General features: G+C 64.4%; 18 protein-coding genes. 11 read left to right on the top strand and 7 right to left on the bottom strand.

The features are described 5' to 3' along the window. Positions 1–150: 150 nt before the first annotated feature. From J3E61_RS34040 to J3E61_RS34025, 4 genes are read right to left on the bottom strand one after another with little or no spacing between them, the layout of a single operon-like run. Positions 151–1,359 (bottom strand): acetyl-CoA C-acetyltransferase, encoded by a 1,209-nt coding sequence (locus J3E61_RS34040; RefSeq protein WP_210087046.1) that lies wholly within the window; start codon positions 1,357–1,359, stop codon positions 151–153. Positions 1,360–1,413: 54 nt separating this feature from the next. After that, positions 1,414–2,562: an acyl-CoA dehydrogenase family protein gene (locus J3E61_RS34035; protein WP_210087045.1), complete on the bottom strand. Its 1,149-nt coding sequence runs from the start codon at positions 2,560–2,562 to the stop codon at positions 1,414–1,416. Further along, positions 2,559–3,020, bottom strand: a complete 462-nt coding sequence (locus J3E61_RS34030) for a MaoC family dehydratase (RefSeq protein WP_210087044.1) — start codon at positions 3,018–3,020, stop codon at positions 2,559–2,561. The genes J3E61_RS34035 and J3E61_RS34030 overlap by 4 nt, the downstream gene beginning before the upstream one ends. Positions 3,021–3,065: 45 nt before the next feature. Continuing rightward, positions 3,066–3,974, bottom strand: a complete 909-nt coding sequence (locus J3E61_RS34025) for an SDR family oxidoreductase (protein WP_210087043.1) — start codon at positions 3,972–3,974, stop codon at positions 3,066–3,068. 119 nt (positions 3,975–4,093) lie between these two features. On the opposite strand from J3E61_RS34025, the gene J3E61_RS34020 reads away from it, so the two are divergent. Together J3E61_RS34020 and J3E61_RS34015 are read left to right on the top strand one after the other, a co-directional pair. Beyond that, positions 4,094–4,870 (top strand): enoyl-CoA hydratase/isomerase family protein, encoded by a 777-nt coding sequence (locus J3E61_RS34020; protein ID WP_210087042.1) that lies wholly within the window; start codon positions 4,094–4,096, stop codon positions 4,868–4,870. Between the two features lie 144 nt (positions 4,871–5,014). Further along, positions 5,015–5,791, top strand: a complete 777-nt coding sequence (locus tag J3E61_RS34015; RefSeq protein ID WP_210087068.1) for a PaaX family transcriptional regulator — start codon at positions 5,015–5,017, stop codon at positions 5,789–5,791. A gap of 31 nt (positions 5,792–5,822) precedes the next feature. Here J3E61_RS34015 and J3E61_RS34010 read toward each other — a convergent pair whose 3' ends face one another. Beyond that, positions 5,823–6,728, bottom strand: a complete 906-nt coding sequence (locus tag J3E61_RS34010) for an alpha/beta hydrolase (RefSeq protein WP_210087041.1) — start codon at positions 6,726–6,728, stop codon at positions 5,823–5,825. A gap of 49 nt (positions 6,729–6,777) precedes the next feature. Then, the gene (locus tag J3E61_RS34005; protein ID WP_210087040.1) at positions 6,778–8,583 is read right to left on the bottom strand and encodes a feruloyl-CoA synthase; all 1,806 of its coding nucleotides are present in this window, start codon (positions 8,581–8,583) and stop codon (positions 6,778–6,780) included. Between the two features lie 96 nt (positions 8,584–8,679). Between J3E61_RS34005 and J3E61_RS34000 the strand changes: the two genes are divergently transcribed. The 7 genes from J3E61_RS34000 to J3E61_RS33970 all read left to right on the top strand — a co-directional run bounded on the left by J3E61_RS34000 (position 8,680) and on the right by J3E61_RS33970 (position 18,233). Continuing rightward, positions 8,680–9,846, top strand: coding sequence for a thiolase family protein (locus tag J3E61_RS34000; protein ID WP_210087039.1), 1,167 nt, complete (start codon positions 8,680–8,682; stop codon positions 9,844–9,846). Positions 9,847–9,894: 48 nt separating this feature from the next. Beyond that, positions 9,895–10,845 carry a helix-turn-helix domain-containing protein gene (locus J3E61_RS33995; protein WP_210087038.1) on the top strand — a complete coding sequence of 317 codons (951 nt, stop codon included), beginning with the start codon at positions 9,895–9,897 and terminating at the stop codon, positions 10,843–10,845. Between the two features lie 182 nt (positions 10,846–11,027). Then, on the top strand, positions 11,028–12,932 hold the full coding sequence (locus tag J3E61_RS33990) for a hydantoinase/oxoprolinase family protein (protein ID WP_210087037.1): 1,905 nt from the start codon (positions 11,028–11,030) through the stop codon (positions 12,930–12,932). Between the two features lies 1 nt (position 12,933). Further along, entirely contained in the window at positions 12,934–13,308 is a 375-nt protein-coding gene (locus tag J3E61_RS33985) for an acetone carboxylase subunit gamma (protein ID WP_210087036.1), read from the top strand. Then, positions 13,305–15,482, top strand: coding sequence for a hydantoinase/oxoprolinase family protein (locus J3E61_RS33980; RefSeq protein WP_210087035.1), 2,178 nt, complete (start codon positions 13,305–13,307; stop codon positions 15,480–15,482). Before J3E61_RS33985 ends, J3E61_RS33980 begins: the two co-directional genes overlap by 4 nt. Next, positions 15,479–17,530, top strand: a complete 2,052-nt coding sequence (locus tag J3E61_RS33975) for a hydantoinase B/oxoprolinase family protein (RefSeq protein ID WP_210087034.1) — start codon at positions 15,479–15,481, stop codon at positions 17,528–17,530. The genes J3E61_RS33980 and J3E61_RS33975 overlap by 4 nt, the downstream gene beginning before the upstream one ends. A 46-nt stretch (positions 17,531–17,576) precedes the next feature. Next, positions 17,577–18,233: a hypothetical protein gene (locus tag J3E61_RS33970; RefSeq protein ID WP_210087033.1), complete on the top strand. Its 657-nt coding sequence runs from the start codon at positions 17,577–17,579 to the stop codon at positions 18,231–18,233. Positions 18,234–18,304: 71 nt separating this feature from the next. On the opposite strand, the gene J3E61_RS33965 is transcribed toward J3E61_RS33970, so the two are convergent. Beyond that, positions 18,305–19,495, bottom strand: coding sequence for a hypothetical protein (locus tag J3E61_RS33965; RefSeq protein WP_210087032.1), 1,191 nt, complete (start codon positions 19,493–19,495; stop codon positions 18,305–18,307). Between the two features lie 329 nt (positions 19,496–19,824). Here J3E61_RS33965 and J3E61_RS33960 point away from each other — a divergent pair, with 329 nt between their 5' ends. Together J3E61_RS33960 and boxB are read left to right on the top strand one after the other, a co-directional pair. Next, a complete protein-coding gene (locus J3E61_RS33960) occupies positions 19,825–21,555 on the top strand; it encodes a benzoyl-CoA-dihydrodiol lyase (protein WP_210087031.1) in 1,731 nt (576 codons plus the stop codon). 5 nt (positions 21,556–21,560) lie between these two features. Continuing rightward, positions 21,561–22,982, top strand: a complete 1,422-nt coding sequence (boxB, locus tag J3E61_RS33955) for a benzoyl-CoA 2,3-epoxidase subunit BoxB (protein ID WP_210087030.1) — start codon at positions 21,561–21,563, stop codon at positions 22,980–22,982. Positions 22,983–23,024: the final 42 nt, after the last annotated feature.

Genomic DNA, 23,024 nt, shown 5'->3' with positions numbered 1-23,024 from the left:
TGCGCAACGTCGTCGCGGATTCCGTGGTCGTGCAGGAGTATGCGGAGATGCGACTAGCTGCATTATTCTACAATGTATCGACGACCGTCTTTATTCCTGTAAAATATCCGCGAGTTGTAGACGAGACGCCCAGACAGATCTCGCGGCAGCTCAAAGGCTTTCGAAGACGGCGACCAGACCCTGGCCGCCGCCGATGCACATTGTCTCCAGCCCGTAGCGGGCGCCTCGGCGCTGCATCTCGTGGATGAGTGTGGTCAGGATCCGCGCACCGGTCGCCCCGACGGGGTGGCCCAGCGAGATCCCTGAGCCGTTCGGGTTGAGTCTCTGGTCGTCGGGTTCGATGTTCCATTCCCGAAGCACCGCAAGCGCTTGTGCGGCGAACGCCTCGTTGAGTTCGATGACGTCCATATCGGCCAGGGTCAGGTCAAGCCTGCCGAGTGCCCGGTGGCTGGCCGGCACTGGGCCGATACCCATGGTCTTCGGAGGCACACCGGCGACTGCCCAGCTAGCCAGCTTGGCAAGCGGACGCAAGCCTAGCGATCGGGCCTTCTCTTCGGTGGTGACGATGCAGATAGCGGCTCCGTCGTTTTGTCCGCTCGAGTTGCCTGCCGTCACAGTGGCGTCGGGATCGATCTTGGCGCGGATCGGGGGCAGTTGTGCCAAAGACCGCAATGTCGTGTCGGCGCGCGGATGTTCATCGGTGGCCACGAGGAGCGGATTATCGCCACGCTGAGGCACTGGCACAGGGACGATCTCGTCGGTGAATCGGCCGGCCTGCTGGGCCGCCACGGCGCGCTGATGCGACTGAAGCGCCAACGCATCCTGATCGGATCGACTGATCGCATATTCGGCGCGCAGGTTCTCGGCAGTCTCGATCATGCCGCCCGGCACCGGATGGTTGAGGCCGCCAGCGGTGACGCGAGCACGGGCCAGCCGATCAGAAAGGATCACACCGTCGCTCTTGACACCCCACCGCAAGGTGGTGGCGTAAAACTCGGTCTGGCTCATCGACTCGACACCGCCGGCGAGCACGAGCTCGCTTGCGCCGGTGGATACTTGCATGCAGGCCTGGATGACTGCTTGCAGCCCTGCACCGCATCGCCGGTCGACCTGCATGCCCGCGACGGTGACGCCCAAACCGGCGTTGAGGGCCGCGATGCGTCCGATTGCGGGTGCCTCGCCGTTGGGAGAGGCCTGCCCGAGGATCACGTCGTCAACGTGGGTTCCGTCGATGCCGCTGCGGGCGACGACCTCTGAGATCACCTGTGATGCAAGGGTTTCAGCCGCGACGTCTTTGAAGACCCCACCGAACCGACCTACCGCGGTGCGTAGCGGCTCGCAGATCACGGCGTCAACCATGAGATGCTCCTTGCATATCAACACGGGCGAAAGCCGGGCCCAACCCTGCCGTCATTAGGGTGCTGCTGTGAGGATCTCGCGCGCGATGACGATGCGCTGGATCTGGTTGGTGCCTTCGTAAACTTGGGTGATCTTCGCGTCACGCATCATGCGTTCAACGGGGAAGTCCATGACGCAGCCGGCACCGCCGAGGATCTGCACCGCGTCTGTAGTGACTTTCATAGCAGTGTCGGTGGCAAAGAGCTTGGCTGTGGCGCCAGCGAAACCCAGGGTCGCACTGCCGCTTTCGACCTCACCGGCAGCTGCGTGAGCAAGCAGCCGCGCGGCGCGGACCGCGACGGCCATATCTGCGAGCACGAACTGTAGTCCCTGAAAGTCTGCTAGGGGTGAGCCGAACTGGTGGCGCACCCGCATGTAGTCTGCCGCCGCGTCGAGTGCGCCCTGCGCGATGCCGACTGCCTGCGCGGCGATGCCGACGCGGGTTCGGTCGAGGGTAGCCAGTGCGATGTGCAACCCTCGGCCCGGTTCTCCGATCATCCTGTCAGCCGGTATGAACACGTTATCCAAGTAGATCTCTGTGGTCGGCGAGCCCTTCAACCCGATCTTGCGTTCGGGAGCGCCGAACGCGAGGCCATCATCGGCGGCGTCGAGGATAAACGCTGAAATACCTTGGTCGTGACTGTTGTTGACGGTTCTTGCGAATAAGATGTAGCAGTCGGCAACTCCGCCGTTGGTGATCCACCGCTTTGTTCCGTGAAGTCGCCATCCGTCGGTGGTGGCGACCGCACGCGTTGTCATCGAACGAATGTCGCTTCCGGCGTCGGGTTCAGACAGTGCGAACGCGCCCAGCTTCTGGCCCGCAGCGATGGGCGGAAGCCATTTCTGGCGTTGATCTTCCGTGCCTGCGAGCAGCAATGGCCAGGCGAACAAGTCATTAGCCGCCGCGACCTGTTGCGTCGTCGCGCACACACGGGCGATCTCCTCGGCGATGACGGCGGTGGTCAAGGCGTCGGCACCGGGCCCACCGTACGCCTCGGGAATGAGCGCGGCGTGCAGCTGTGTTTCGACCAGGGCGCGATACCCTTCTTCGGGGAATCGGCCGCGCGCGTCCACATCGGCGGCGTGCGGAGCGATCTTGGCGGCCGCGACATTACGAGCGAGCTCGCGAATCGAGTCGAGGTCCTCTGCTGCTGTTGCGGTCAATGTCCACTGCCGGCATAGCGGAATACGGGCTCGGCGATACAGACCGGCTTGTCAGCACCTTCGGCTTCGACGACGGCTCCGACGCTGACCTGCGCGCCGCCACTGACCGGCTCGACCTTGGCGATGGTCGCGGTCAGACGTATTTTGCTGCCCACCGGCACCGGGGCTGGGAACCGGACTTTGTTCAGCCCGTAGTTCACTGCGAGTTTCGCATCGGTGATCGTGAGCAGCTGTGTCCACAGCGGAATCAGCAAGGACAGCGTCAAGTAGCCGTGCGCGATCGGGCCGCCGAACGGGCTCTCCGCGGCCGCGCGCACCGGGTCCACGTGGATCCACTGATGGTCGTCGGTGGCATCGGCGAACAGCTGGACCCGCTCCTGGGAGACCTCGATCCAATCGCTGGGCGGCAACTGCTGCCCCTCGAGCGTGCCCAATTCGGCAATCGTCGTCGTGGTCATTTGTGGTTGGTCTCCCGTCGGCTCTCAAAGACGTTGTTGTTGCGCCTATTTCGAAATGGCAGTGATGTCTTGGCCGACTCGCTGCTGTGCCGCGGCGAACTTTTCCGGCCAGATGTCTACGATTGCGTCGGGTGACCAGCCGGTGCCGTCGGCGAACTCGACGACCACCTCGGCCGGATGGCTCCACAGTGCGAGCCGATCCCCGCCGATGCCGATCGCCTGGCCGGTGATCGACGATGACGCGTCGGAGGCCAGAAACGCCACCAGGCCCGCAGCATCTTCGGCCGATCCGAAGCCCAACTGCTGCCGGGTGTGGGCGTCTAGGGGCTCGCCGGCGGCGAGTTGATCGAAAAACGGTTTGAGCGCGGGCACGGTGGCGGTCATCTCGGTGATGGCCACCGGGATGACCGCGTTGACCCTGATGTCGGCGCGTGCCAGTTCCATCGCCCACGTGCGGACCATTCCGACGATGCCGGCTTTGGCGGCCGCGTAGTTGGTTTGACCGAAGTTGCCGACCTGTCCTGTCGGGGATCCGATGCAGATGATCCTGCCGCCGGTGCCCTGCTCGCGCATGTGGATCACAGCTGCGCGGGTGCAAGTGAAGGTGCCACGCAGGTGTGTGGTGAGCACTGCGTCGAAGTCGTCGTCGGTCATCTTCCACACCGTTGTGTCGCGCAGGATGCCGGCGTTGTTGACGAGCACATCGAGACGGCCGAATTCGTTGGCGGCGCGGTCGACGAGGGCCTGTGCTGTCTCTGCGCTGCCCACGGCGGCAACCTCGGCGACCGCGGTGCCGCCGGCGTCGGTGATCGCTGCGACAGCGCGCCTGGCGGTTTCGGCGTTGACGTCGTTGATCACCACGCTCGCACCGTTGCGCGCTAACTCGGTCGCATAGGCCAGGCCGAGCCCCTGGCCGCTACCGGTGACGATGGCCACCTTGCCCGACAAGTCCATGTATTCCTCCTGAGGATCTGCGGAGTGCGCGCGGCCAGTCGGCGGCGACGGTTAATCTACAATACAGTGTCGTAACATCAAAATCATGTAGAGTAATTGCAGTCAATGACGGGAGCGACATGGCTGATGCGGATTCATCGACGGTTCTCGTCGAGCGACGAGCCGACCGGACCTGGGCCACACTGAACCGGCCGGCCGAGCGCAACGCGATCGATGCGGCCATGGTCGCGCAACTCCATGAGCTCTGCGCAGAACTGGAATCCGAGCCGAAAGTGCTGGTGCTCACAGGCGGTCGCGACGGCGTGTTCGCCGGTGGCGCAGACATCGGCCAGCTTCTGCAGCGTGGCAGCGACGATGCACTGGCCGGTATCAATCTAAGGCTATTCGAGCGCATCCGGGCACTGCCTATGCCGACTGTCGCCGCGATCGATGGTTGGGCACTGGGTGGCGGAGCTGAACTGGCCTACGCCTGTGATGTCCGGATAGCCAGCACGCGAGCGAAGTTTGGGCAGCCCGAGCCTGCGCTGGGCATCCTTGCCGGGGCCGGCGCCACCTTCCGACTGGTGCGATTGCTTGGCGAGAGTGTGGCCAAACAAATACTGCTGGCCGGACGCACGCTCGACGCGCAGCAGGCCCTTGCCTGCGGCCTGGTACTCGACGTCTGTGAACCTGACGAATTGTTCGTTACTGCCGACCGCGCTATCGACCGGATGCTCAAGAGCTCGCCGCGGGCGCTGCGGCTGACCAAGATGGCCGTCGACTCACCTGAGGCGGCTCATCCACACGTCGATCTGCTGGCGCAAGCGGTGCTATTCGAGGATGCGGAGAAAGTCGAGCGCATGAGCGCGTTCGTGAACCGCAGACGCGGCGAGGAGCGCCTTTCCGCTGACCAGTGAGACACTCATTGTGTTGAGGAGCACGACGACAAGGGAGGCTTCGAGGTGGCAGTAGCGCCGGATCGTGGTGGCGAGCCAGCGGGAGCCACACCCGCACTGAGCCGTCGCCGCGAGGTGGGGGAGGGAAGCGCCCGCTCGCTGCTGATGACAATCCTCGGTGAATTCGTGCTGCCATTTGGCCAGCAGGTGTGGACCGCAACACTGGTGCATTCGCTCGGGCTGGTGGGAATCGAGGAGGGTTCTGCGCGTCAGGCGCTGGCACGCACCGCCGCAGAAGGGTGGCTGACGTCGGATCGTGTTGGTCGTCGCGTGCGGTGGACGCTCACCGACGCTGGCCGGCGGCTATTAGAGGAGGGCGCGCACCGGATTTATACGTTCGGTTCCGGAGAACAGTCCTGGGACGGTCGATGGCTGGTCGTACTGATCTCCATCCCAGAATCGATGCGCGCATTGCGACACAAGGTCCGCACACAATTCAATTGGGTGGGATTCGGCTCCCCGATGCCGGGTGTGTGGATCTCACCGCGCACAGCGGCCGCGTCCGAAGCCAAGGCCATCCTCGACGACCTCGAGCTGTCGGACAAAGCGTTGTCCTTTGTCGCCGAATACGGTGCGCTGGGCAGTCAGCAAGAGATGGTCTCGGCCGCATGGGATCTCGCTGAGGTCGAGCGGCACTACGAGGAGTTCATCGAGGACTTCTCAGGTGCAGACCCTCGATCAGCCGACGACATATTTGTCGCGCAGATCCGGCTGGTCCACGAATGGCGCCGGTTCCCTTTCTTGGATCCACAGCTGCCCCGGCTGCTGCTGCCCCCGCACTGGAGCGGCACCGCGGCGACGACGCTGTTCGAAAAGAAGCACACAAAGTGGCGTGAACCTGCGCGGCGCCGCTGGAGCGAATTTGCCGCCGAACATCAGTGACTGGATCGCTCCTCCGTCTCAATCAGCCGTCCTAGCTCGACGACTCCGCACCGACAGGAACATGCCGGTGCAGGAAGTCGATCTCGTCGACGATGACACGTTCGAACGGCTCGCCGTCGTAGATGTCGAAATGCCCCTCGGGATAGAGCTGTATCTCACCCTGAGGGGCTTTTCGCCCTTCGCGGCTGGTGATGGCGGCCGGGGCGACGCTGTCGCCGCTGCACACGCACAGCAGCAGCGGGCACGGCACGTTCTTCGCGTTGCGGCCGGGCCGGTAGCGCACTACCTGCAAGGCCACCCGCGCGGCGACCTCGTTTCGCCACGACGCGCCCGGCGGGACCATCCGCAGCATCGCCGGCTGTGCGTCGGGTGCGGTCATCACGGCTGTTGAACCGGGAGTACCGACGATGGGCAGCAGAATGGGCCCCTTGCCCACTACGCCAGCCAGTGCGTCGGCCACCCCGCGGGCGAAGACCTTCAGCCCGGTCCAGCGGTCCATTGCCAGCACGGATGCGATCCCGTCGGAGAACGGGCACTGCGCGATGGCCGCGGTGATGTCCGGTTCCCGGGAGGCGGTGGTGATTACGTGGCCGCCGCTAAACGAACTGCCCCACAATATGATCCGGCTGGTATCGACATCGGGACGGGTGCGTGCGAACGCGATCGCCGCCGACCAGTCGGCGAGTTGACGGTTGATGTCGAGTAGTTGGCGGGGTTGCCCGTCGCTGGCACCGAAGTGGCGGTAGTCGAAAACCAAACACGCGTACCCGGCGTCACAAAAGCGTTCAGCGAAGGCGTCGAGGCGCATTTCCCGGATTCCGCCGAAGCCGTGGGCCATCACGATCACTGGAGCGCGTTGTCGAGATGTTGGCAGGTACAGCCACGCTCGGCATGTGGTGCCTTCCGAGGTGAACTCGACGTCCAGTCGCTTGGTCATGTTGATCCTCCTTGATCTACGGGCCAGGTCTATTCGGGGGACAGGGCTATCAGCTGGCCGCGGCGGCTGGGGTGGCCACACGGCATACGGTGCGGGTGGAGGCCACGTCGGCTGTCAGCTCGCCGACCAGATCGGCGCGGCACTCGCGAACTCTGCGCTGATTGATGTAGCCCTTGTCGGTGACTTCGCCAGCGTCCAGATCCGGTGGGGCAGTGAGGATCAGCACCCGTTCGACGCGCTGAGAGGAGCCGCCGCCCTGGGCTGCCAACCGGTTGAGTCCGGCGATGATGTCATCTCGCAGGTCGTCGTCGGGCACACCGTTCGCGTCAATCCGGTCGGCGTGATCGGCGTGCAGCCACACCAGGGCCGACAGGAACTCGCCGCCCTCACCGCAGATGACGGCGTCCTGCAGCAGGCCTCCGCAGGCCGAGAGTAGCTGGGGCCGCACGGTGCCGACGGTGACGAAGGTGCCGGTCGAGAGCTTGAAGTTCTCGGCGATTCGGCCGTCGAAGATCAGGCCCTTGTTCGGGTCGGCCGGGTCGACAAGCGACACCGCATCGCCGGTGCGCAAGAAGCCCTCGTCATCAAAGGTGCTTTCCTGAAGATCCGGGCGGCCGAAATAGCCGGGGGTGACGTTGGGTCCGCGCAGCAACAGTTCTTGTTTGGTGCCGGTCGGCACCAGCTTGAGCTGTACGCCGGGCAGCGGCACGCCAATCGAGTCGCTGCGGGTGACCGCGAAATGGGCTGCGGTCGCCGCCGGTGCGGTTTCCGTCATACCCCACGCGGTTGTCATCCGCATGGTCGAACCATGTTGGGCGGCAAGCGCTTCGATGCGATCCCAGAGTTGCTGAGGCAGGGCCGCGGCGGCGAAGAACGCGATTCGCAGCCGGGAGAAGAACCGCTTCGCGGCCACCGCGTCGTTCTCAAGAATCGGCACGAGTGCGGCGTAGCCGGCCGGAACGTTGAAGTAAACGGTGGGCGCGACGTCAGCCAGGTTGTCGACCGTGCGTCCGATCAGACCGGGCGTCGGCCGACCGGTGTCGATCCAGAGAGTGCCGCCGTTGACGAGCACCATGTTGACATTGTGGTTGGCACCGAAGGTGTGGCTCCACGGCAGCCAGTCCAGCAGCGTCGGCGCTTCGGTGACGACGAACGGCCAGACCTGGCGCACCTGCTGCTGGTTGGCCGAGAGCATGCCGTGGGTATTGATCACACCCTTGGGCATGCCGGTGGATCCCGAGGTGAACATGATCTTGGCGATGGTGTCTTCGGCGATGGCCGCCGCATGGTCGGTAACCGCTGAGGTCGGCGGTGTTTCGATGTCGGTGAGGGGGATGAGGCCGGCGTCGGCGGTGTCGGCGCTGAGCAGCAACCGGCCCGCGCCGATCGCATCCAAAGCACGCGCGTAGCCGGTGTCTTCGGCAAAGACCGCGGCCGGATCGCACACCTCCACGATGTGACGCAATTTCGCGTGATCGCTGCTCTGAAGCGAGTAGGCGACGCTGGCCGGCACGACCGGGCTGCCGATCGTATAGGCGGCCAGCGTGACGAGCAGGTGCGCCACGCTGTTGTGCGAGAGGATCAGCACCGGCCGCCCGGCGATACCGCGATCGAGCAGGCCCTGCGCCACCGCGTCGACGCGGGCTCGGGCCTGTGCCCACGTGCATGTCGACCAGGCGCCATTGACTTTCTCGGCGACCAGTACCCGGTCCGGATGACGGGCGCTACCAGCGTGGAACGAGTGCAGCACGCTGACCGGATAGTTCTGCAGCGGCTGTTCGGACGCGATGACGACGCTGCCGTCTGCCCGCTGTTCTGCGGTGATGGCGGGGCGTGCGAAGAGGTGATCAGGCATCTCTTATCCCGTCGTGTGTGGTGCCGGACGCCAACAATACTCTACAATACCGTCAAGATAGTCAACAGAAATGTAGATTAAGGGAGCGAGTTCTCGATGGGCGCAGCAATCCCCCTTGGGGCAGCATGGACGTCACCGTTCGCGAAGTGGGGCGGCACCTTGGCCGAGGTGAGCAGTCTCGAAGTCGCCGCCGCCGTCACGAGTGCGGCCCTCGACGGGCGGGGACTGGATCCGGCGGTGCTCGATTCCCTGGTGCTGGGTTGGACCGTCCCGCAACCTGACATCTTCTACGGTGCCCCGAGCCTGGCTACCGCGATCGGGGCATCCGGCATCGCGGGCCCGATGGTCAGCCAGGCGTGCGCCACCTCAGCGTTGGCGTTGCGCACCGCGGCTCGACAGGTCGAATCTGGTGATACGACAACCACGTTGGTGGTGCTAACCGACCGCACGAGCAACGGTCCTCTTCTCGTCTACCCGCAGCCAGGTGCCACTGGCGGCGCTCCGGGCACCGAACACTGGGTGCTGGACTCGTTCGCCCGCGACCCCGGAACCGGCCAGTCGATGCTCGCCACCGCCGAAGCGGTCGCGCGCGAGGAAGGCATCGAGCGCGCCGCCCTCGACGACCTCACGGCCCTTCGGCACACTCAGTATGCCGATCGCCCTGCCGATTTCACTCACCTGGTTCCGGTTGTGATCGAGCGTCGCCGCTCGACGATCAAACTTACCGAAGACGAGGGAGTGCAGCTTTCCACCCGCGAGACATTGGGACAGTTGCGCCCGGCCACACCGGACGGCCTGCACAGCTACGGAACCCAGACCCACCCCGCTGACGGCACCGCCGGCGCCATCGTCGCCGATGCGGCTCGGGCGCGGGAGCTCTCCCGGGGCGAAGGCATCGTCGAGTTGCTCGGTTTCGGAGAGGCGCGGGTTGAGGCGGCGCGGATGCCGAAAGCGCCCGTCCCAGCGGCTCATCGGGCTCTCGCGGCGGCGGGTTTGTCGATTTCTGACGTCGATTTGGTGACCACTCACAACCCGTTCGCGGTCAACGACCTCTACTTCTCGACGCAGACCGGCTTCCCGGTGGACCGGATGAACACCTTCGGCTGCAGTCTGGTGTTCGGTCATCCGCAGGCGCCGACCGGCATGCGGTCGGTCGTCGAATTGATCGCTGCGCTGCGGCAGCGCGGCGGCGGCGTCGGACTGTTCACCGGATGCGCCGCCGGCGACGTCGGTTCCGCGCTCGTCATCAAGGTGACCGATTAGGGGCCGCCGCTGATACGGTGCGGCATCGGACAAGGATGGCAAAGGACCATGGGCGATCTCTTCGACACACGATCCAAGCCTGACCGCGAGCGTTTGGAGTTCTGGCGGGACACGGTCTGTCGCGAGATCTTCCCGGTCGCCATCGATCCGCGCCACGACGCTCACCCGCGCGCGGTGATGCGGTGCGCCCGATTCGGCGACGTCGGCATGCGCAACGTCATCGGCGGCGATCACGTGTATATGCGCTCGGAGGCGGACGTCAAGCGCGGCGACCCTCATACCGTCCAGCTCGGCATGCCGATGCGCGGCACCTCGATTCTGGTGCAGGACGGGCGCGAGGCCGTCCTTTCCGGTGGCGACATGGTCATCTACGACAGCGCGCGCCCGTTCACACTGATCATGGAGGAGCGCTTCGACTGGCAGGTCTTCCTGGTGTCCAAGGACACCGTCGGCAAGTCCGATGTCGAGCTGGCCACCATCACCGCGCGCAGGCTGGACAGCTCATCGGGGCTGCCGGCGCTCGTGTCCCACTTCCTGCGCGATCTCGCCGCCCGCGCGCCTGAATTCGACGACGCCGCAGCGGCGGCCGCGGTCGGCGGCACCGTGGCCGACCTGCTGCAAACGATGATCGGCAGCGTGCTGGGACACAGTCACCGGTGTGACGATCCCAACGCCCTGCTGCGCGAGGCGTCGCTGGCGTTCATGGATACCCACCACCGCGACCCGCAGCTCGACCCGATGAGGATCGCGGCGGCGGCGTGCGTGTCGGTGCGTCGGCTGCACGCGGCATTCGAAGGCACCGGCACCACCGTGATGGATGCGCTGCGCGACATCCGACTACATGCAATCCGTCGCGACCTGCACGACCCCCGCCGCCGGCAGCACACACTCGCCCAAGTCGCGGCGTCGCACGGCATCCCGAATGCGACGGTGTTCGCCCGCCTCTTTCGCGCTGAATTCGGTTGCACACCAAGCGAATTCCGCAATCAGCGCAACTGAGGCAGGGCGCGCACGAGTCCCGATTCCACTCTGAGCGCACAGATATCGACCGTCAGCGCCTGATCGGCCCCCTCCCATTGAACCCGCCCGCCGCGGTGGGCAGGCTCACATCACGACACAGATGGTGACGAGGGCCAACCCGCTGCGGTGTTGGTTCATTGCTGATAGGGGAGCCAACACCGATGTACAACGTCGACATCGACACCGGCGGCACCATGACCGACGGCCTGGTCAGCGGCAACGATCGGGTGCTTTCACTCAAGGTCGAGACCACCCCGCACGACATGACCGTCGCGTTCATCGACATCCTGGAGTCCGCGCGCGCCGCACTGGACTACCAGGACCTGCGTTCGTTTCTGCAAGACGTCACCGTCATCCGGTGGTCGTCGACCATCACGTCCAACGTGCTCGCACAGCGCAGCGGGCCGAAGCTGGGGCTGCTGGTGTCTGCTGGACATGAGCATGATCTCTACGACGCTTCCGCCGCGGCCACCGTCCTCGGCACGCTCATCGCCGCCGAAGACATCACGGGCATCGACGTCAACGCCAGCGAGAGCGATGTTCGCAAAGCGATTAAGGCCTTGCTAGACAGGGGGATTCGTCGGATCAACGTCAGTCTGCGCGATGCCTTCCCCGACAACGCTGCAGAGCTCGAGCTTATCGACATGATCGCGTCGGACTACCCCGACCACTTCTTGGGTTCCATTCCGGCCCTCGGCGGCAGCGAGGTGGTGCTGCGGCCCGACGCTAGCACTCGCACGATCGCATCGCTGATCAACGCCTATGTGCATCCGTCGCTGGCGACCACGCTCTACCGCGCCGAGGAGCAGGTGCGCGACCAGCATGGCTGGACAGGAAATGTGCTGATCGGTCACATCAACGGTGGCGTGGCGCGCATCGGCAAGACCAAGGCGTTCGACACCATCGAGTCCGGCCCGCTCTTCGGCACTTACGCGTGCGCGCAGGCCGCCGGCAAACACGCCGACAAGAAGGTGATCGCCATCGACGTCGGCGGCACCACGGCCAAGGCCAGCGCCGTGTTCGAGGGCGCCGTGGTGTCCGAGGCCTCCGGTGACCTGTTCGACATACCGCTCAAGCTCGACCTGCCGTTGCTGCGCTCGATCGCCCTTGGCGGCGGCAGCGTCGCCGCAGTCACCGACGGCACGGTCACACTTGGCCCGGAGAGCATGGGAGCAGCCCCTGGTCCGGCCTGTTACGGACTCGGCGGCCGCAAAGCCACCCTCACCGACGCATTCGTGGTCGCCGGCTTCGTCTCCCCCACAGCGTTTCTGGGCGGGCGACGCACGCTAGATGTTGAGCGAGCGCGGGCGGCGCTGGCCAAGCATATTGGCGATCCGCTGGGACTAGACGCAGAGGCCGCGGCCGCCGCGGTCATCGACGCGGCTTGGGATGCGGTCGCACAGTTGGCTCGCGAGACGGCACAAGAGGCAGGCTGGGATCCCGCCGAGGCCACGATCTACGCGTACGGCGGCAACGGACCGCTGTTCGTGACATCGGTCGCCGAGCGACTGGGGGCGCGCACGGCTCGATTCTTCCGCTACGGAAACGTCTATTCGGCCTTCGGGTCGGCGATCTCGGATGTGGTCCACGTCTACGAGTCCGCGGTCGTCGACGACGATGTGATCGGCACCATCTCCGATGAGCTGGCCGCTCAAGCCCGCCGCGATCTGCGTGGTGAGGGATTCGATCCCGATTTGGCTACTCTGTCGTGGGAGCTGCGCTCGGGCTCGGCGTCGGTCCGCGACGTCTCCGAGCATCCAACGAAGCTCGCCGACAAGCTCGCCGGAACCGCGACACTGGTGCGGCTGTCGGCCAGCTTCCCCCTGCCCCGACTCAAAGCTCCCGTGCTGCAAGAAAATACGCACACCTCAGCACCGCCGAGACGAGCGTCGATGTACGGCGCCGACGGTCAGCTGCCCGTTCACAGCGGTGACGATGCGGTCAACCGCGAGATGCAGGGTCCGCTGCTCGTGGACGGTGATTCCTACACCTGGCTGGTGACCGATGGCTGGACACTGGCCTCCGATCAACACGGTGATGCACTGCTGACCAGAAAGGCGCTCTGACATGGCGTTGCTGCGCTTCGCGGAATACCTCGACGTCGACCTGGACACGGAACGGTGGCGGTGTCATGACTGTGGCCACGATCTCGGTGATGCCCGCGGCGACTACAAGCGCGGACTGCTGGTCGCCGAACGAGATCCCGCCGAGATTCACCCCAAACGCCTTGACGGCGAGTACACGTTCGCCCCGGACGGCGACTGGATTCGGATCATCGAATTCTATTGCCCCAGTTGCGGACGACAAGTCGAGTCTGAGTACCTACCGCCCGGGCACCCCCTGACCCGAGACACCGAACTGGATGTCGACTCCCTCAAGCAACGGCTGGCATCTGGTGAGGCACACATCAACGACGAAGGAAAGCTGCAGGTGGCGCGGTGAAGGCGATCGACATCGACGTCGGTGGCACGTTCACCGACCTCGTCCTGACATGGGACGACAGGCGCGTGGTCGCCAAGTCACCGACGACACCGTACGACCTGTCAGTCGGATTCCTCGATGTACTTCAGGCCGGCGCCCAGCAGCTTGGGCTGCCGTTGGATGAGGTTCTGCCCCAAGTCGATATCGTGCGCTACTCGACGACGGTGGCGATGAACCGACTCATCGAGCGCAAAGGCCCCCGGCTGGGCCTGATCGCGACCGAGGGCCATGAAGACGCGATCCTCATCGGCCGCGGCGCGCAGTGGACCGACGGGACGCGCATCGGTGAGCGCCGCAATCTCGCCGTGCAGCACAAGCCCACACCGCTGATCGAGCGCGACATGATCGTCGGCGTGCGTGAACGCATCGATTCCGCCGGTGCCGTCATCCGCCCACTCGATGAGGACGATGTACGCACGAAACTCCGCCATCTCGTCGACAACGGGGCTCGCGCCATCGCCGTGTCGCTGCTGTGGTCGTTTCAGAATCCGGTGCATGAACGGTTGGTGCGCAAGATCATTCGCGAGGAGTACAAGGGCTACCACGTCGGCTATCTGCCAGTGGTCCTCTCTCATGAGGTGGTCGGCAAGGTCGGCGAGTACGAGCGGACCATGACGGCCGTTCTGGACGCCTACTTGCAGACCAGCATCAAATTCGAGCTGGAGACGACGTGGGATCAGCTGCGCAACCACGGCTACCGCGGCACGTTCCTGCTCACCCACAACACTGGTGGCAGCGCGGAGATCTTCAAGACCACCGCCAGTCGCACGTTCAACGGTGGCCCTGTGTCGGGATTGATGGGCTGCTTCCACATCGGCAAGGCGCTGGGTTACCGCAACGTGATCGCCGCCGACGTCGGCGGTACCAGTTTCGACACAGGCATGGTGGTCGATGCGTCGGTGCGTTCTTATGAGTTCCGGCCGATCATCGACCGCTGGATGGTGGGCATCTCCATGCTGCAGACCACCACGATGGGCGCCGGTGGTGGCTCGATCGCCTGGATCAACGAGCTGCTCGGCGGCCGGCTCGAGGTCGGGCCACGCAGCGCCGGTTCATATCCGGGGCCGGTCTGCTACGACCTGGGTGGCACCGAGCCCACCGTCACCGACGCCGACGTCGTTTTGGGCTACATCGCACCGGATAGCTATTTCGGCGGGAAGATGCCGCTCAACAGGGACAAAGCCGTGGAGGCAATCCGGTTGAAAATCGCTGAACCACTGGGTGTTTCGGTGGAGCAGGCGGCTGCGCTGATCCGCCGCATCGTCGAGGAGAACATGGCATCGGCGATCAAGCGGGAGGTGCATCTGCGCGGCTATCACCCCGAGGACTTCGCGTTGTTCGCCTTCGGCGGTGGCGGGCCGACCCATGTGGCGGGCTTTCGAGCCGAGGTGCCTCAGGCGGTGATCTTCCCGCAGGCACCGGTGTTCTCGGCGCTGGGCAGCTCGGTGATGGACATCATGCACGTTTACGAAGAGAGCGGACGCATGCAGTTCATGGCGCCGGTCACCCAGGAAATCGTGCTGGACCGAGATGCGTTCAACACCCGAGTGAATGCGTTGCTGGACAAGGCCCAACGAGATCTCGAGGCCGAGGGGCTCGCCGAGCGGGAGATCATTTTCAGCGTCGAACTCGACATGCTGTACGGCGGTCTGGTTCAGGTGAAACGCGTTGCTTCACCGAAGATCACGATCGACAGCGACGGCGATGCTCAGGAAGTCTATGACGCGTTCGAAAAGGAGTTCGCCGAGACCTTCTCGCCGTTCGTGGTCAACAAACCAGGCGGGGTGTACATCGACGGAATCGTGCTCAAGGCCACCGTCATCACCGAGAAAATGGATTTGCCCGTCTATGCGCTGGCGCCGCCCGACCCCTCGGCGGCCCGCACGGGCAGCCGGGTCGCCTACTGGCCGCAGACCGAGAAGTCTGTCGACACCGATGTGTTCTCGTTCGACGGTCTGCAGCCCGGAAACATCGTGGCCGGGCCGGCGATCGTGGAGATGGAGTTCTCCACCGTCGTGGTTCCGCCTGGAGATCAACTGCGCATCGACGAGCATGGCCTGGGACTGCTGGAGGACATTGGCCATCAAAGCGGCGAGCTCGTCACCGAACGGACGGAAATGGAGCTGACGCAATGAGTTACCCATCACTGGAAGAAAAGTTGGCGGCATTGAAGGTGACGCCGGCCAGCGAGTACGAGCGGCGTTGCGCCCAGAATCTGGCCCCCGGTGGCTATGAGATCGCGGTGCAGCGCACCGCCGATATTCTCGACGAGGGCTACGAGGTATTCATGCGGTCCTCCCGTTCGTCGATGGGCGTGGCCGGCGACTCGATCGTGGCGATGTTCAACGCGCAGGGGGATCTCGTCAACGCCTCCGCCGGCACCTATCTGCACGCCGTCATCCCGCCCATCGTCATCAAGTACATCCTGGCCCGGCACTCGGCCAACCCCGGGATCAACGACGGAGACATCTGGTACACCAACGACGCCCTTTACGGCGGAATCCACAACCCCGACCAGGTCGCGATCATGCCGGTGTTCTTTGAGGGCGAGCTGGTGGCATGGACGGCGGCACTGTCGCACACCACCGAAACCGGGGCGATCGAGCCTGGGGGGATGCCACTGTCGGCTACGTCGAGGTTCGAGGAGGGGATGAACCTGCCGCCGATGCGGGTAGGTCAGAACTTCCAGATCAGCGAGGACGTACTGGAAATGTTCGCCGCGTTCGGGATTCGCGCGGAGGCCAATGTCACCGTGGACATGCGCGCCAGGGCCACCACCGCCGACCGGGTACGGGTCCGACTGCTGGAGATGTTCGACCGCGAGGGCAAGGATTTCGTCACCGGCCTGTTCCGCCGGATGCTCGACGAGGCAGAGGCCGGAGCTCGGGCGCGTATCGCGGGCTGGGCAGACGGCACCTACCGGTGCGTGACGTTCTCCGATGCCGCGGGCCTCGAGTCCGGGCTGATGCGTAACTGTTCGATGACGTTCACCAAGAAGGGCGACTCCATCACCCTCGACTTCACCGGAACCAGTCCGGAGAACCCGTCGAGCTACAACGCCCATCCGCAAGCGGTGATCGGACATCTGGCCAACTACATCTATGAGTACGTCTTCCACGACCTCCCGATCAGTTCGGCGACGTTCGCGCCGATCGACTTCCTCTTCCCGCCCAATTCGATGCTGTCCCCGGATGCGCGCGCGGCGACTTCCAACGCGGTGATGGCTGCCACCGGCGCAATGAGCGCGATCGCTAACTGCGTCAGCAGGGCTCGGTACGGTTCGGAGGATTGGACACAGGTGGCCGCCAGCCAGGGCAACGGTGGCAACGCGACTGTGCTGGCCGGCATCAGCCAGTGGGGCGCCAACTTCGCCGACATGATCGCCTATCCGATAAACACCGAGGGTCAGGGCGCACGCGCCACCTCCGACGGCATGGATGCCTACGGGTTCCCCTGGTGTGCATTCGGGCGGGCGCCCGACGTGGAGAGCATGGAAAACGAATTTCCGATGCTCATTCCGCTCTCGTCGCATTGGCGTGATTCCGGCGGTGCAGGCAAGTACCGCGGCGGTGTGGGCACCGCCCAGTTATGGGTCGGCCATCACGTGCCGATGCTGTTCGCCATGGCCATCGCCGACAATTCGCGGGTGCAGACGCCGCAGCCGCTGTTCGGCGGCTATTCACAACCCACGGTCCCAGGCATTGTGCTCGAGGACGTCAATGTCACCGAGGCCCTGGCCAGTGCGCAGGCGGGGGAGCTGACCCTCGACGGCTTGCTGAACGGATCGTTCGGCGGTCGCCCCCGGGCGGGCAACTATGGCAGCGCGATTCACCCAGTCGCCAACGGCGAGACCGTCATCATCGGATTGTCCACTGGCGGAACAGGTTACGGCGACCCGATGGATCGTGACCCTAATGCGGTGGTAGTCGACGTCACCAAGAACCTGGTGTCCGAGCAGGCCGCGCGCGACGTGTACGGCGTGGTGCTCGATGGTCACGGCCAGCTCGACACCGAGGCCACCGCGCGGCAGCGTGAGCAGCTGATCGCTGCGCGGCTGCGTCGCGGCAGGCCCTATGACGAGTTCGTTGCGCAGTGGTCGCAACGAAAGCCCGACGAAGAGATCCTGGCCCGGTTCGGGTCCTGGCCCGATGGAGCGGTGCTCGAACCACTGATGCGCCCGTAGGCAGTCACGTGGCGAAGTTCGGAGATGCGGCACGATTGGAGACGACATGGACACTGGCCTGCCGCCACGGGCACGGGTGAAAGCACTCGCTCAAGGCCGCAGCGACGGACGCGGAATCGCCATTCCTCTCGCCGGCCAATTCGCCGCACGTATCAACGAACGGGACTGGGAGGACTTCATATTCGATCCCACCCAATTAGCGAACGGCTTACGCGACCTGGTCGATGCTGTGTCACCTGACGGTGTTCAGGTCACGATTCCTGAAGCGCTTACCGAGCCCGGATTGAATCTGCAGTCCTGCGAGCACCTCCAAGTTGCACTGGAAGCAACGCGCCGGCTCCGGTCCTCAATGGGCGAGCGGGTCGCGCTCCTGGCCTGCCTGCCCTCGGCGACGTCATTCTCGGGCGGCGCGGCGACGTTGACGGAAGTAACCAAAGAATTCCTCGCCGCAGGCGCCGACGTTATCTATGTTCTTGAACCAAACTCCGAAAATCCTGAGCCTCTATCAGCTCTTGCCAACATCGCCCGATTTCACCAAGCGGTAGCCGTCTCAACTGATTCGCGGCTGGCGTTGGCCCCGGTGTCGCAGATCCCCCTGACCGCGCCGTGCCGCGCAGACGGCGTCGCCGTCACTGAGACGAAATTGCCCCGCGATATCGACCTTCACCTACTCGAGGAGTGGATCGACGCGGTTCGTGGTTGAGTACGAGCAGTCGCGCCACAGTGTTCCTCCACCGAAGAGCCCTTGCCGACCGGATTTCTCGCTCCCTCGAGTCAGTGTGATGACGCCGCGGCATCGTGCTGGTCGGAAGTGGACTGCGTGTCTGCGCCCGGAGTTGCACCGTGGTGTGTGGGGCTTCCACCGCCGTCCGTTTCGTGCTTTTTGACTACGGTGCTCGACATTTCCGCGGCGGGAGGTGTCCCCGGTTCAGTGGGGGCGGACGGGAGCGCGGCGTTGCTCGTAATCCGGTCGACTGCCGACTCCCGTGGCCGGTCTTGCTCAGTGGGCTTCGCGGGTAGCACCGCAACCTCCGCGGCGGCTAAGGATGTCTGCCCTGTCGACTGCTGGCCCGCACCCTCTGATGAGTTCGTCTGGTCCGTACCACTTTTCGGTGCACTCGCTGACGTATGAAGCGTCCCAAGTGAATTGGTTCCGACTTTGGCGCTCGGGGGCAGCCCGGGGCCGGGGTCGAGCTCGACAGACGGTTCCGTGGTCGCAGTCGATTGATCTGTTGTGCTTGTCAATGGGGTCGACTTCGGGACAATCGGCGGCGGCAAGAACTTCAGAAGACTGGTGACGGCATTACCAGCTGCGGTCGCGCCGGTGAAGATGATCCCGGAGTCGCCACCCAGTGGCGCGGGGAAGAGCTTCGTGAGGGCAGTGAAAACTGGTCCGACGATGCCTGCAACCAATGATGTTGGGACGCCAGGGACGGGGTTCTCGTTGGGATTGACGACGATGTACACCAGGTAGCTGAGCAGACCCGGAATCTTGCTCGGGTCCTCCAACCCGGCTTGCAGCACATTGAGCAGCCGCGCGGGCGTTGCGACGAGGTACTCCACGGTGTTCGAAATCGCCTGACCCAGGAGGGAAGGGACTGTGGCCTCGGCAGTTGTCATCGCAGACGGCGCCGCCACAGGCCCGCTAACGGCCGGTTGTGCGGCGGCGAACCCGGTCGGTGTGGGGGCCGGCCCATTAGGTATTCCGCCTGAAATGGCGGATGCTGACTCGACCGGTTGCCGCCAGAACAACAGCCCACCTTGTGGGTTATCCCAGACACGCCCCGTCGACTCCGGGCCAGTCTGTAGCGCAACGGCTAAAGCCGTTGGCATGGCATGGATCTCGTGAATGAGCGCGCGTTCGGCCGGTAATCGGCCAAGGCACGCCACCGAGGAGGCGACAAGCGCGCTGGCACCGAGGAGTGCCATGCCGGACCCGAAGCCGGGGCGAACAGACGAAGACATCGATGGCTCCTTTGCAAGCGGTGACGCGACAGCGAGCAACGTACCGAGGCCACAGCCCCGTTGGAAGAGAATTCGGAAAGCTTTTTCTACAGGACTTTGTAGGAAGGCCGCAGTAACGTATCTCGATGACGCGATGGCCACCCCTCCGACATGTCGCTGCCTAAAGAGGAAAGACCGGGTAAATGGGCCTAAAGGACGTCCATATGGGGTAGCCGACGGGACGTGAACGGTGCCATCCAAGCACAACAATCTACAAAACTATTGCGGATCGACGTTGTACTGTCGTATATTGATCGGCAACGGAAGTTCGATCTCTGGGAGGAGCAGTCATGGCCGTCGCCACCGATGAAGCGCAGGAGGTCGCCGCACCGCCCGTCGGCGTCGCCGGCCGGTCACGTGAGGTGTCGTTCGACACCCATCCCGACCGCTACCGGCACTGGAAGCTGCGCCTCGACGGCGAGGTGGCATGGCTGGTTCTCGACGTCGACGAAGACGGCGGTCTTGTCCCGGGCTACGAACTGAAGCTGAACTCCTATGACCTGGGCGTGGACATCGAGCTGTACGACGCGACGCAGCGGTTGCGGTTCGAGCACCCCGAGGTCAAGACGGTCATCGTGACCAGCGGCAAGGAGAAGGTGTTTTGCGCCGGCGCCAACATCCGCATGCTGGCCGCCTCGCCGCACGAATGGAAGGTGAACTTCTGCAAGTTCACCAATGAAACCCGCAACGGAATTGAAGACGCCACAGCGCATTCCGGCCAAACCTATCTGGCCGCGGTCAACGGCGCCTGCGCAGGCGGCGGATACGAGCTGGCACTGGCCTGCGACCACATTGTGCTCATCGACGACAACTCCTCGGCGGTCTCACTGCCCGAGGTTCCACTGCTGGGCGTGTTACCGGGCACCGGCGGACTGACCCGAGTGGTCGATAAGCGGCACGTGCGCAAAGACCGCGCCGATGTGTTCGCAACGCGCTCCGACGGTGTGCGCGGCAAGACTGCGGTGCAGTGGGGACTGGTCGACGAGCTGGCTGCGCCACGTCAGTTCGAGCAAGCGGTGCGCGAGCGTGCCGCTGAATTCGCCGCCCGATCGCACCGCCCGTCGGGTGTCAGTGGCGTCGAGCTGACACAGCTGAACCACGTCATCGGCTCCGACAGCATTGTCTATGACTACGTCACGGCCGAATTCGACCGCTCTAATGGCGCAGTCACGATCACCGTGCGCACGCCGCAAGCTGCCGCGCCGGCCGACATGGCCGCCGCCGCCACACAGGGGAGCGCCTTCTGGCCGCTGGCGGTCACCCGCGAGCTCGACGATCTGATCCTTCGCCTGCGTACCAACGAGACCACGATCGGCACCTGGATCGTGCGTACAGCGGGACAGGCCGACGTCGTCGACGGCTACGAGCGGTTGCTGCTGGATAACGCTGATCAGGACTGGCTGGCCAATGAGGTCCTGCTCTACTACAAACGGGTTCTCAAGCGCTTTGACGTCACCAGCCGAACCCTGATCGCCGAAATCCTGCCCGGTAGCTGCTTTTCCGGGATGCTGGTCGAGCTTGCGCTTGCCTGCGACCGTCAATACATCCTCGATGGTCCTCCGCCGGAGGATGAGGACAGTGATGAGCGGGCCAGCATGCGCCTAACGGCCGCCAACTTCGGCGCGTTCCCGATGGGCAACGGCCTGACGCGCCTCGAGTCGAGGTTCTACGGCCACGATGACCATGTCAATTGGTTGCGCGACAAGGAGATCGGAAACTCGTTGACTCCCTCGGAGGCCAACGAGCTTGGGCTGGTGACGGATGCACCGGACGACATCGACTGGGAAGACGAAATCCGTCTCGTCATCGAGGGTCGCGCGGCACTCTCGCCGGATGCCTGCACCGGCATGGAGGCCAACCACCGCTTCGTCGGACCCGAAACGCTCGAGACAAAGATCTTCGGCCGCCTTTCGGCCTGGCAGAACTGGATCTTCATTCGCCCCAATGCATCTGGGCCGGAGGGCGCCTTGAGGCGATACGGCACAGGTAAATCGGCAACTTTCGACAGGAAGCGGGTCTAGCCACCATGACGACATCGATCAACTACGAAGACAAGATCCCCAACAACGTAGACCTGTCCTCGGATCGCCGGCTGCAACGAGCATTGGAGGGTTGGCAGCCCAAGTTCCTCAACTGGTGGGGCGAAATGGGCCCCACCCTGGAAACCCACGGCGTGTACTTGCGCACCGCTGTCGCCGTCGGGCGCGAAGGGTGGGCACACTTCGACCACGTCAACGTCCCCGACTACCGCTGGGGCATCTTCCTGGCTGAGCCCAAGCCGGATCGGCGCATCGCGTTCGGCGAGAACAAGGGACAGCCCGTATGGCAGCAGGTGCCCGGTGAGCACCGGGCCGACCTACAGCGCTTGATCGTTGTGCAGGGCGACACCGAACCCGCCTCCGTGGAACAGCAGCGGCTGCTCGGGCTGACCGCACCGTCGCTGTATGACCTGCGAAACCTGTTTCAGGTCAACGTCGAAGAGGGCCGGCACCTGTGGGCGATGGTGTATCTGCTGCACGCCTACTTCGGCAAGGAGGGCCGTGAGGAGGCAGAGGCGCTGCTCTACCGCAACTCGGGCAGCCCGGACTCGCCACGCATCCTCGGTGCGTTCAACGAGAAGACCGCCGACTGGTTGGCGTTCTACATGTTCACGTACTTCACCGACCGCGACGGCAAATACCAGCTGGGCACGCTGAAGGAAAGTGCATTCGACCCGCTGTCGCGCACCTGCGAGTTCATGCTGAAAGAAGAAGCCCACCACATGTTCGTGGGCACCACCGGCGTCGATCGCGTCGTGATGCGCAGCGCCGAGCTGATCTGCGAGCACGACACTCTAGACATCGCGGCTCGCGGCGGCATCCCGCTGGAGATCATCCAGAAGTACATCAACTTCCACTACAGCGTGTCACTGGACCTGTTCGGCAGCGAAACCTCCACCAACGCCGCGAATTACTTCACCGCCGGCCTGAAGGGCCGCTGGCAAGAGGAGCGCCGCAGCGACGACCATCAGCTGGTCAACGACAGTGCATTCTTGGACACCCCCAACGCCGACGGCACATGGCGCAAGGACGAACTGTCCGCGCTGCTGGCGCTGAACCTCGATCTGCGCGGCGAGTACATCAGCGACTGCCAAAGCGGGGTCAAACGGTGGAACAAGGTCCTGGCTGACAACGGCGTCGATTTCGTATTCCGGCTTCCCCATGTTGGTTTCAATCGGGAGGTTGGCGTCTACGCCGATTACCACATCAGCCCGACGGGAACCCTCCTGGACGCGGACACGTGGAAGCAGGCCGAAAGCAGCTGGCTGCCCACCGATGAGGACCTGACGTTCGTGCGATCGCTGATGCAGCCGGTCTATGAACCCGGCAAGATCGCGAGCTGGGTGGCCCCGCCCGTGCAGGGAATCAACGGTAAGCCGTTCGACTACGACTACGTTCACCTGGCCTGAGACCTCGAGAACGCGGCTGCCGGTGTGCGACTTGTGCGCACA

The organism is Mycobacterium sp. OAE908 (genome assembly GCF_017872775.1).
Lineage (GTDB): Bacteria > Actinomycetota > Actinomycetes > Mycobacteriales > Mycobacteriaceae > Mycobacterium.
This window is presented reverse-complemented; position numbering and strand designations above follow the sequence as displayed.